Source organism: Nguyenibacter vanlangensis, assembly GCF_013376155.1.
GTDB lineage: Bacteria > Pseudomonadota > Alphaproteobacteria > Acetobacterales > Acetobacteraceae > Gluconacetobacter > Gluconacetobacter vanlangensis.
In genome coordinates this window covers 1-8,836 of record NZ_JABXXP010000080.1, presented here as the reverse complement: position 1 = coordinate 8,836, position 8,836 = coordinate 1, and the positions used below count along the sequence as shown (strand labels likewise).

The 8,836-nt window shown below is 64.0% G+C and carries 14 protein-coding genes and 3 tRNA genes; 7 read left to right on the top strand and 10 right to left on the bottom strand.

Annotation, left to right across the window (positions count from 1 at the left end; translation table 11 throughout):
* Positions 1-211 precede the first annotated feature (211 nt).
* Both HUK84_RS06695 and HUK84_RS06690 read right to left on the bottom strand, forming a co-directional pair.
* Positions 212-586 (bottom strand): VOC family protein, encoded by a 375-nt coding sequence (locus HUK84_RS06695; RefSeq protein WP_176639590.1) that lies wholly within the window; start codon positions 584-586, stop codon positions 212-214.
* A gap of 111 nt (positions 587-697) precedes the next feature.
* Complete coding sequence (locus tag HUK84_RS06690; RefSeq protein WP_176639589.1) at positions 698-1,030, bottom strand: hypothetical protein; 333 nt, start codon at positions 1,028-1,030, stop codon at positions 698-700.
* Between the two features lie 241 nt (positions 1,031-1,271).
* On the opposite strand from HUK84_RS06690, the gene HUK84_RS06685 reads away from it, so the two are divergent.
* Complete coding sequence (locus tag HUK84_RS06685; RefSeq protein ID WP_176639588.1) at positions 1,272-1,526, top strand: hypothetical protein; 255 nt, start codon at positions 1,272-1,274, stop codon at positions 1,524-1,526.
* Positions 1,527-1,774: 248 nt separating this feature from the next.
* On the opposite strand, the gene HUK84_RS06680 is transcribed toward HUK84_RS06685, so the two are convergent.
* A complete protein-coding gene (locus HUK84_RS06680) occupies positions 1,775-2,590 on the bottom strand; it encodes a hypothetical protein (RefSeq protein WP_176639587.1) in 816 nt (271 codons plus the stop codon).
* On the bottom strand, positions 2,550-3,014 hold the full coding sequence (locus HUK84_RS06675) for a hypothetical protein (RefSeq protein WP_176639586.1): 465 nt from the start codon (positions 3,012-3,014) through the stop codon (positions 2,550-2,552). Before HUK84_RS06675 ends, HUK84_RS06680 begins: the two co-directional genes overlap by 41 nt.
* 248 nt (positions 3,015-3,262) lie before the next feature.
* Between HUK84_RS06675 and HUK84_RS06670 the strand changes: the two genes are divergently transcribed.
* The 5 genes from HUK84_RS06670 to HUK84_RS06650 all read left to right on the top strand — a co-directional run bounded on the left by HUK84_RS06670 (position 3,263) and on the right by HUK84_RS06650 (position 5,049).
* Positions 3,263-3,733 carry a hypothetical protein gene (locus tag HUK84_RS06670; RefSeq protein ID WP_176639585.1) on the top strand — a complete coding sequence of 157 codons (471 nt, stop codon included), beginning with the start codon at positions 3,263-3,265 and terminating at the stop codon, positions 3,731-3,733.
* Positions 3,734-3,823: 90 nt separating this feature from the next.
* Positions 3,824-4,015 carry a hypothetical protein gene (locus tag HUK84_RS06665; protein WP_176639584.1) on the top strand — a complete coding sequence of 64 codons (192 nt, stop codon included), beginning with the start codon at positions 3,824-3,826 and terminating at the stop codon, positions 4,013-4,015.
* 57 nt (positions 4,016-4,072) lie between these two features.
* On the top strand, positions 4,073-4,336 hold the full coding sequence (locus HUK84_RS23755) for a DUF5681 domain-containing protein (protein WP_374729279.1): 264 nt from the start codon (positions 4,073-4,075) through the stop codon (positions 4,334-4,336).
* Between the two features lie 344 nt (positions 4,337-4,680).
* Complete coding sequence (locus tag HUK84_RS06655; protein WP_176639582.1) at positions 4,681-4,881, top strand: hypothetical protein; 201 nt, start codon at positions 4,681-4,683, stop codon at positions 4,879-4,881.
* A gap of 15 nt (positions 4,882-4,896) precedes the next feature.
* A complete protein-coding gene (locus HUK84_RS06650) occupies positions 4,897-5,049 on the top strand; it encodes a hypothetical protein (protein ID WP_176639581.1) in 153 nt (50 codons plus the stop codon).
* Positions 5,050-5,864: 815 nt separating this feature from the next.
* Here HUK84_RS06650 and HUK84_RS06645 read toward each other — a convergent pair.
* The 6 genes from HUK84_RS06645 to HUK84_RS06620 form a co-directional block, all read right to left on the bottom strand.
* Positions 5,865-5,954: transfer RNA gene (locus HUK84_RS06645), tRNA-Ser, on the bottom strand.
* 256 nt (positions 5,955-6,210) lie between these two features.
* Positions 6,211-6,287 (bottom strand) — tRNA-Arg (locus HUK84_RS06640).
* 90 nt (positions 6,288-6,377) lie between these two features.
* A complete protein-coding gene (locus HUK84_RS06635; protein ID WP_176639580.1) occupies positions 6,378-6,683 on the bottom strand; it encodes an ETC complex I subunit in 306 nt (101 codons plus the stop codon).
* 52 nt (positions 6,684-6,735) lie between these two features.
* Positions 6,736-6,812, bottom strand: a tRNA-Pro gene (locus HUK84_RS06630).
* 137 nt (positions 6,813-6,949) lie between these two features.
* Entirely contained in the window at positions 6,950-7,429 is a 480-nt protein-coding gene (gene gpt / locus HUK84_RS06625) for a xanthine phosphoribosyltransferase (RefSeq protein ID WP_176639579.1), read from the bottom strand.
* On the bottom strand, positions 7,429-7,797 hold the full coding sequence (locus HUK84_RS06620; RefSeq protein WP_176639578.1) for a tRNA-binding protein: 369 nt from the start codon (positions 7,795-7,797) through the stop codon (positions 7,429-7,431). Before HUK84_RS06620 ends, gpt begins: the two co-directional genes overlap by 1 nt.
* Before the next feature lie 272 nt (positions 7,798-8,069).
* On the opposite strand from HUK84_RS06620, the gene HUK84_RS06615 reads away from it, so the two are divergent.
* The coding region (locus tag HUK84_RS06615; protein ID WP_374729278.1) for an MFS transporter at positions 8,070-8,836 on the top strand (767 nt) is incomplete at its 3' end.

Sequence of the window (8,836 nt, the reverse complement as noted above, 5' to 3'; positions counted from 1 at the left end):
CCAGGGTGGCGGCCAGCGCGGCGGGGCGCGCCGGGTGGCGTGATGCTCCGGGACAGGCCGGCTGGTCCGGCCTGTCCGGTATGGATCGTGACGGGGTGGCGCGAGGCGCTGCCCTCGACCCGTGGGGGAGGCGTGGACCTTTAGCCCCCGATTCATTGATAAGTAACAGGTTTCCAAAAAGCGCCGTCTTTGGCGGGGGCTGCCGGCGCGGTCAGGGGGCCGCGGGCTTGTGGCAGACGGCCTCGATATTATGGCCGTCGGGATCGAGGACGAAGGCGCCGTAATAATCGGGGTGGTATTGCGTCCGTAGGCCGGGCGGCCCGTTATCCCGGCCGCCGGCGGCCAGTGCGGCGCTGTAGAATTGGTCCACGCTCTGCCGGTCCGCGGCGGTGAATGCGACATGGGTACGGGCCGGCGATCCTTGCTCATGGCCGATCCAGAAGATGGGCTTTGGTGCCTCGCCATAGCCCGCGAAAGTGGTATTGTCCCCGTGGAGCCTGTCGATTCCCAGGGGCTTGAGGGCCCGGTCGTAGAAATCCTGGGCGCGGCCAAAATCGGAAACGCCGATGCCGACATGATCGAGCATGTCATTCCTCCAGTTTTCGGTCCCGTTTCTACATAATCTATCATGGTCGCGCGCGGCTTGGCGGGTTGTCGCGCCGTTCTGACGGTGCGTCGGATCACAAGGGGGCGACCCCTATTGGTGGCGCTGGGACAGGGGGTTGGAGGTCTCGTAAGCCGTGCCGAAAGGGGCCAGCCAGGTTCCGGTGACGGGGTCGTGGTCCGGGTCCTGGGTGCCGCCCAGCCGGAATTTGCCCAGCGGGCCCAGCGGGATGCCGGCATCGTCATCCTTCGGCGGCGGGCGCGACATGTCGGGGACGGGTGCCGGCGTGTAGGTTCTGTTCCCGATGACGACGAGATGTTCCCGGACCGGCGCGGGCGTGGGGGAGGCCGTCGGGGGCGCGGCCATGGCGGGGGTGGCGGAGGCGAGCAACGCGGCGCCGAGCGGGACGGACAGGCGTGGGGCCATCGTGGTCTGGACTCCATCGGGTGCGGGTGGATGGTGCGGGCTTCGGGAGGGGCCTCGATTATCGTTGCGTGGGCGGGTAGTGTGTCGGGCGGGAAGGCGGCTGGTCAATGGCGGCCGGCGATGGGGGATGGTCGATTTGCCGGCCTGTCCAGGTGCGACGCGCCGTGATCGCGAGTTTGCGAGGCGGACGGGTTTTTTTGCCTGGCGGAACCATTATGCCGGTCAAAAGGGGGGGATGGGCATGGCCATTGGATCCGCCGCCGCGCGCGTCGGCATTGTGCTGGTCAGCGTGCTTGCGACTGCGACCATGCTGTATTTGAGCGGCGTGGCCGTCGGGATGAACGTGTCGCATGGCGGCTTCATGTCGGGCAGTTGGGTGGGACGGCATATCGGGTTGATCGTCCTGCCGCTGCTGGCGCCGTTGCAGGTTCTGGTCCGCGTGCGCGCGCGGCGCGTGCGGCGGGCGGCGCAGGGTGAAAATGCGGGTGATTTTTAGAAGGGCGGCGTCAGGGCTGTTCTGAATTGCGCCGCCGTAGAGTTCCATGAACCGGTAGAAGCCGTCGCGCATCGACGGGCGTTGGTGCGTTATCGGTGCGTTTTGGTGCGCGCAACGCCCCAAGGGCTAGGCGCTACGCAGCCGCATTGCTGCGTTAGCCCTATAGGGAAACGCACCAAAGCAAAGCTAAATCCGTTCGTGCGCGGTTAGCGCAAAAACGGCCTTGGTGCGTTAGTCGTACAGTGCGGTCACTTCGTCACGAGCAGGCCAGACTTTTCTACGAGCGCCTGCCCGGTAGGCAAAATTTGGGCTGTGGCCAACTTCTCATCAAAATGGACCAACGCCTTCTTGTGAAGATCTTTCAGCACTTTGCGCTTGAAGTCGGTTCCGTTCTTATACTCAACCCATGCTTGTAGCTGCGCGACAGAGACGGGTTTGCTTTCGGCGTATAGCAGGATCAGCGCCTTTTGACCGGACGTCTTGGCTGGCTCGAGCACTCGCCGAACATCGCCACTCGACCATACCATATGGAAGGTGCGCGCAGTGACCGCTTCGACGACGGTGTGAGAATCTGCAAGTGCGAGCTGCGAATAGTTGCGAACTAGTTCGCCCATTACCCATTTCATGCCGCGTAGGAATAACTCCGCGTCCATGTGGTTCGGACTTACCTCAGCAGATACGTGTCCGATGGCACGATTATTCCTAAGCTCGTATAGTGCCGCGAGAACCTTCGGAACCTGCATACACAACGACTTCCCTTTCGTGCCGTTATGCTGCTCAAGGTTTCGGCACGCCTGCGAGAAGTTGCTCGGCTTCGATGGAGTGGTTGTATAGGAGCCAGTCGCGTGCCCAGCGCACACGCAATAGGCGATCTCACAAAACTTGCCCGCCTTGAGGCCGACCTTCTCCCAGTCCGCAGCGCGGTATTCGTCAAGCGCCTGCTCAAATTCCTCAATGAGAGGATCGCGGAGTCCGGCAGGGATGGTGTTGAGAGTGTCTTTTAGGCTTGGAAGGCTCAAAAGATTAGTCCCTATCCCAATAATATTGGAACGGGCCGTTACCATCTTTGGTCCTCTGGAGCAGGTTTCTCTTGAAGAGGGATTCGCCAGCAGCCGAGACCTGATTGGCCTTATGCACGAATCCCTTCGTGGCAAGGCCAGTCACGATCTCCCCCATGCCACGCTTCTCCTTGAAGAAACCTTCGCCCTTCAACGCGAGTATCCGGTCAGCGCAAGAGTGCCCTTTAGGTGCGACGCTGCGCTTGCGCTTTACCTTGGGCCTGCCGACGGAGTTCTCGGTGATCTCCTCATCAGAATCGGGTGCCTCCTCGCCAGTCTGCATTGGTACTACTTTGCTCGGCGGGCGGCTCCCGAACCCCGCCTCTTCGAGCAGCGGGAAAAGCTTCGCAAGCAGCCCCTCTACGAAGTCCTTCTCGCCTTCGATCTCTACCACACCGGCAGGTGCGTCTATATGAACCCTGTTCGTCATCTTACCCCTTGCCCCTGAGCACATACTTGCTGGAGTGAAGCTCAGGATCAAGGGTTTCCTAGTTTGTTCTACAGATGGCCCTGGTCATCACCGGAAAATCGCCGAGCCGCGTATATGTTCTTTGCCGTGGATCTCTCGCAGAACTGAGTCAAGTAACTGTTATTACAAATAAATCCCTTGTGGACCTTCAACCGACATCCCTAGCTTGTAGCCAATGTCTAGCCACATCAAGCGCAGGAGTTCGATAAATGGCCGATGAAGTGGACACCCGTTTTCGCCCACGCTTCATCCCCGGCATCGTGGGTGAGATTGCCGATTACGACGAAGATACACGTTCGCTACTTGGCCAGACCGAAACGGCGGTCAGCGAGGCATTCGAGGCGCTGAAAAGCATCCACGATGCCAAGGCAGCGGCAGAGACCAATCCGACGCTCAATAAGTTCGCCCAGCTTGTCGCGGTGGACGATCACGCCAAGAAGCGGATGAGCAAGGTTTATGCGTCGTGGTCGCGCGCGGTCGATATGCTGAACAACAACATCGTCGCGATGGAGAAGGAGCTTTGCGCCCCGGTCGAGAGCAAGGCGGGGCGGGCAATGGCGACCGAGATTCGCCAGCACGTCGCTGGCCTCGAACAGGGGCCGCGAATGAACGCGCTGCGCAAGGCCATTGAGGCAGGCGACGAGGTGACCGCGGCTGCCGTGCTGGGCGCGCCGCCCTAGCTGTCCGGTCTCGATCCCGATCTGCACGCCGAGTACCTCCGTGACTGGCACGAAGCCCAGCGTCCGCTCGAAGCCAAGAAGGTCCGCGCCATGAAGGCGACGGCCGACATGCTCAACAACCGATACAAGCTGCTTACCAAGGCGGTCGAGCAGGCGGTCGGCGCCCACAAGGAATACAACGAGGATCGGCAGGGCCGCAGGGTGCTGGCTCGGACGTGGATGCCCGAGCAGGTTCGGGAGAGGGTGCGCGCTGCAAACGCTCCTTTTGCTGTGCCCGTCTGATCGGCTGCTGTTCTTTACAGTTCGAGGCATCTTCATGACTGACATGATTGCACCGCCTTGGGGGATAGACTGGAAGCCCACCCCCTCCCGCCTGCTCTGCTCGAAGCGGAAGATGGCAAGCCGTGGCAGTTTCAGCCCGGCCAGAGCGGTAACCCCGGCGGGCGTCCGCCGGGGCGACCGGATCGGCGGCTACTCGCCACACAGCAGATGCTCGATGAAATGCGGAACATCATCGCCGTGCTGGTCGGGAAGGCGCTGGAGGGCGATACGAACGCCGCCAGTATCGTTCTCGCCAAGATGCCGCCCTCGGTGACGGCGTAGGCGGAGAAGGTCAGCTTCGAGTTCGACGCCTCCCTCCCGATCAGCGAACAGGTCGCCCAGGAGCTCGATGCCGTTGCTGCCGGTGCGATCGCGCCGACCGTGGGGCGGCTCATCATCGATAGCATCAAATCCCTCGCGGACGTGCTCGCCACCGAGGAGCTGGCTGCTCGGATCGAGGCGTTGGGGGCGGCGAGCGATGCCCGGGCGTAAAACAGAATTATTTGCACTGCGCACGAAAAAGTCGGCGATGCGACCGGCCTTGGCGCAGATTGACATGGGGACACCGGCCATGATGACGATAACCACAGTCAGGAACAAGGTCGTCATGGACGAGCCGGAAGCGGATGACGTGCTGGTCTATGTGGGCTGGGCGGGTCCGACTGACGACCCGCGCGTGCGTGCGCCGCGCCATCTCCACCCGCTACATGCCGATCAGCGCCTATCGCGAGTGCTTGGATTGGGCTGTGGTCATCGCGGACCAGTTCTCGCACCCGCTCTATGTCGTCCCGCTCAACCACGACGACATTCTGCATACCGACCGCTAGAACCCGTTCGCGAACATGCTCGCCATTCTGAACGATCAGGAGCGGGGCGAACTGCGCCATATAGCGGTCAGCAGCATGTGCGAACTGATGCGCTACTGCGACGACTTCGAGGTTCGCGCCGAGGCCTACGACATTCTCACTCAACTGAAGGTGATACATCATGACTGACCAGAAAGCAGAGCTGGACGGTTTCGCTGACATTCCTCTCGCGGAGCGCCGCGCTGCAGAAGCTGCCTAGCAGAAGGAAATCAAAGACGGCCTGCTGCGCCGCCACTTCCACAGCATGGGCGCGCCGCACTTGGCGCCGGACGCCGATAGCGAGGACTATGCAGAAGTAGAGGCGGGTAGGCTGACCGGGGACTTTCTGCCAGTCCTCGATCATCTCCGCGAGTGGGACGAGGGCGGGGTATGGGCGCTGGCGTATGCTCGCTGACGGTGAACCCGCGTGACTACTAGCGTGGCGGGAGCAGCAGAGTCAGCCAGCACCAGCACCAGCACCAGCGCCGCTGCCACCGGCACCGCTGCCACCGGCACCGCCCACGCCACCCAAGCCGAAGATCACCTATGCCCCGCGCGACACCTTCGCATTCCCGGTGAGCGACGGTGCGGACATATTGGGCGTGATCGAGCCGAAGCGGTGGGGCTTTGACGATTGCGTGCGCCGCGAGCCGGTGCTGGGATTGTCGCCCGCCACGTATGGTCAGGAAGGTAGGCTGACACGGCTGTCTCAAGTGCTGCCGTCCATTTTTTCTCAGAGGACGTGCTTCGCCTGCGCATGTGCGAACCCCGCCGGGGAGACGAGACGAGCTACACAGTTCTGAGATGAGGTTGCGGGAGGGGGCCATTTTGCTCCCGCCGAGGTCAAGGCAACCGACCCTCGATAATCGATCGGAGCCAGCAGCGGGATGAGGTCACTCCTTGCCGTCTGCCTGACGCTGCCGGCACCCTGCGCTCTCGGGCGTGGGGTGCTGTTATGACGGGGATGGCGGAAGCGGTGGGATTCGAACCCACGGACGGCTTGCACCGTCGCTGGTTTTCAAGACCAGTGCCTTAAACCACTCGGCCACACTTCCATGCCGTTCCAGCGACGGCAGCTACACACTGGCTACAACGCTACGATTGGTGAGTTTGTGGCGATTCGCCGACCTATCGCTAAGCGGCTCTAATTGCCTTCCTTTTTTCTCATCACGCCCAGCGCAGCCTCACAACCCCCCAGTAACTTTCAAGACTGCTGCCTTAAACCGCTCGGCCACCTCTCCTTGGCACCTCGCTTATCCCGGTTTTCGGGGGGTGTCCATAGGTCGGGCGGTGGAATGGCCGTGGAGCGGGTGGCGCGCCCTGCTGGATTCGAACCAGCGACCCACAGCTTAGAAGGCTGTTGCTCTATCCAACTGAGCTAAGGGCGCGTACCTGTCGGCGGCGCGTCCGCCGATGGGGCGGACGGTGGGTCTGATGTGCCAGAAAGGGGGCGGGGCGTCCAGTTCGCGGCGTCCGGTTCAGTGCGTCCAGTTCTGGACCCGGTCATAGCGGAAATTGTCGGCGTAGACCTTGGGCTTGCGCACGCGCGGGGTGGGGAGTTCCAAATCGTACGGCACCGCGTGGCGGTCGGCGTAGGCGACGGCGGATTCGCGGTTGGGGAACGTGAGGCGGACCTGTGCGCTGGTGTCGCGGCTGCCGGTCCAGCCCATCAGCGGGTCCTGCCGGCGCGGCTGGGTCTGGCCGTATTCCAGGATCCACTCATGGGTGTTGGCCTGGCCGGACTGGGTGGCGGTCTTGGCTTGCTGATAGATTCGGGCCCGCATGGAATGAGATCCCCTTTATCTTTCGCCGCGTGCTTCCGCTGCGTCTTCCCGCTGGTCGGGGCGCCCGGACTCGAACCGGGGGCCTCGTGTACCCAAAACACGCGCGCTACCAGGCTGCGCCACGCCCCGAACCCGGGGAAGCTATGAGGCATTGGGCGGTCTGGCAAGCGGTCTGGCAGGCGGTCGGGCGAAAATTTCGCCCGAGGGGGGGCGAAGGGAGGACAAGGCGGCCGCGTGCGGCCCTGTGGTGGTGGGGCCGGGCGCGTTCAGGCGGCGTCGGATTTGCGGGCGAGCGGCGGGACGAAGAGCGGCGCGGTGTCCCAGGGGAACAGCACCCAGGTGTCCTGCGGGACCTCGACGACGAACAGGTCGGTCAGGGGCTTGCCCGAGGGTTTGGCGTAGAGACAGGCGAACAGGGCCTTGGGCAGGAGCTGGCGGACGAGCTGCGCGGTCACGCCCGAATCGACCAGATCGTCGACGATCAGGAAGCCTTCGCCGTCGCCGGCCGCCGCCGGGGCCTTGACGACGTTCGGCTTGCCCTGGTGCTCTTCATCGTAGGTCACCACCGAGATCGTCTCGATCAGCCGGCAATCCATTTCGCGGGCGATGATGGCGGCCGGGATCAGGCCGCCGCGGGTGATCGCCACGATGCCCTTGAACGGGCCGCGCGGCATCAGCGTTTCCGCGAGCAGGCGCGCGTCGCGGTGCAGTTGGTCCCAGGTTACGGTCGCGTAGTTGGTGGCCATCAGAACAGCATTCCTCCATCGGGCACGGTATGGTCGGGGCGAATCAGCAGGACCTCGCCGCTTTTGTCGGGCATGTCGAGGGTGAGGACTTCGCTGTAGCATGAACCGATCTGGCGCTGGGGGACGTTGATGACGGCGCAGACCTGGCGCCCGATCAGCGTTTCCGGCGTGTAGCGGGCCGACAGGTGCGTCGTGGACTGCTTGACGCCGATGCGCGGGCCGAAATCGATCCAGAGCTGGCAGCCCGGCGGGCCGTAGCCCGGGCCGAACGCCGCGGCCGACGGCCTGGCATCCGTGATCGTGCCCACCCGGATATCGAGGCGGATATCGGGGCGGGGCGTGTCCGTGGCGCGGGGCGCGTCCGTCATGGGACGGCGATCCGTGCGCAGCGATCCGTCCAGAGAGCCGAGAGCGGTGTTTCCCTTCATGGAGCGCCTTTTGCCCGGATCGTTGCCATTTGGCAAAACTTTCGTGGCGCGGCGGCGCGCGGTTTTTTCGGGCGCGGGAGGGCGATTTGCGGTCGGGGTTGCTTCAACCGGGGACGATCGCGCTCTATGGTCGTGGGATCATGCCTGAGCCAGCCGACCTGAAGTCCCTGTCCCGCGGCCCTGCGGGAGGGGGCGTCCCCCTGGATGCGACCGTGCCGCGCTTGTCGTTGCTCGCCCATCCGGGGCTGGCGGCCTTTCTGTCGGCGCGGCTGCTGTCCTCGTTTTCCGCGCAGGTGCAGGCGGTGGCGGTGGGGTGGCAGATCTATATGCTGACGCACAGCGCGCGGGCGCTGGCCTGGGTGGGGCTGGCGCAGTTCCTGCCGATGGTCTGCCTGATCCTGGTGGCGGGGCATGCGGCGGATCATTTCAACCGGCGGGCGATCACCGTGACCTGCCAGATCGTCGAGGCGTGCGGCGCGTTGGTGATGGCGGCGGGTTCGTTCGGGCACTGGCTGACGCCCGGGGTGATCTACGGCATGGTCGTGCTGTTCGGCACGGCGCGGGTGTTCGAGATGCCCAGCCAGCAGACCTTCCTGCCGGCGCTGGTGCCGGCGGCGATCTTTCCGCGCGCGACGGCGCTGTCGTCCTCGCTGTTCCAGTTTGCCGCGATCATGGGGCCGTCGGTGGGCGGACTGCTCTATGGCGGCGGGGCGGGGTTCTGCTACGCCGTGTGCGGCGCGGGGTTCGGCCTGGCGGCGCTGTCCACGTACCGGATGGCGCTGACCGGCACGGCGCCGGCGCGGCGGCCGATGACCATGGAGACGCTGCTGGGCGGATTGCGCTTCATCCGTGCGCGCCCCGAGATGCTGGGGGCGATTTCGCTGGACCTGTTCGCGGTGCTGCTGGGTGGGGCCACGGCGCTGCTGCCGGTCTATGCCGACGATATCCTGCATGCCGGGCCGGTCGGGCTGGGGCTGCT

Coding starts and splice junctions, on each gene's coding strand:
- HUK84_RS06670 (WP_176639585.1), top strand. CDS start 3,263: ATGGCCGATGAAGTGGACACCCGTTTTCGCCCACGCTTCATCCCCGGC.
- HUK84_RS06655 (WP_176639582.1), top strand. CDS start 4,681: ATGACGTGCTGGTCTATGTGGGCTGGGCGGGTCCGACTGACGACCCGC.
- HUK84_RS06690 (WP_176639589.1), bottom strand. CDS start 1,030: ATGGCCCCACGCCTGTCCGTCCCGCTCGGCGCCGCGTTGCTCGCCTCC.
- HUK84_RS06675 (WP_176639586.1), bottom strand. CDS start 3,014: ATGACGAACAGGGTTCATATAGACGCACCTGCCGGTGTGGTAGAGATC.
- HUK84_RS06665 (WP_176639584.1), top strand. CDS start 3,824: ATGAAGGCGACGGCCGACATGCTCAACAACCGATACAAGCTGCTTACC.
- HUK84_RS06650 (WP_176639581.1), top strand. CDS start 4,897: ATGCTCGCCATTCTGAACGATCAGGAGCGGGGCGAACTGCGCCATATA.
- HUK84_RS06620 (WP_176639578.1), bottom strand. CDS start 7,797: ATGACGGACGCGCCCCGCGCCACGGACACGCCCCGCCCCGATATCCGC.
- HUK84_RS06680 (WP_176639587.1), bottom strand. CDS start 2,590: ATGGTAACGGCCCGTTCCAATATTATTGGGATAGGGACTAATCTTTTG.
- HUK84_RS06635 (WP_176639580.1), bottom strand. CDS start 6,683: ATGCGGGCCCGAATCTATCAGCAAGCCAAGACCGCCACCCAGTCCGGC.
- HUK84_RS06685 (WP_176639588.1), top strand. CDS start 1,272: ATGGCCATTGGATCCGCCGCCGCGCGCGTCGGCATTGTGCTGGTCAGC.
- HUK84_RS06695 (WP_176639590.1), bottom strand. CDS start 586: ATGCTCGATCATGTCGGCATCGGCGTTTCCGATTTTGGCCGCGCCCAG.
- gpt (WP_176639579.1), bottom strand. CDS start 7,429: ATGGCCACCAACTACGCGACCGTAACCTGGGACCAACTGCACCGCGAC.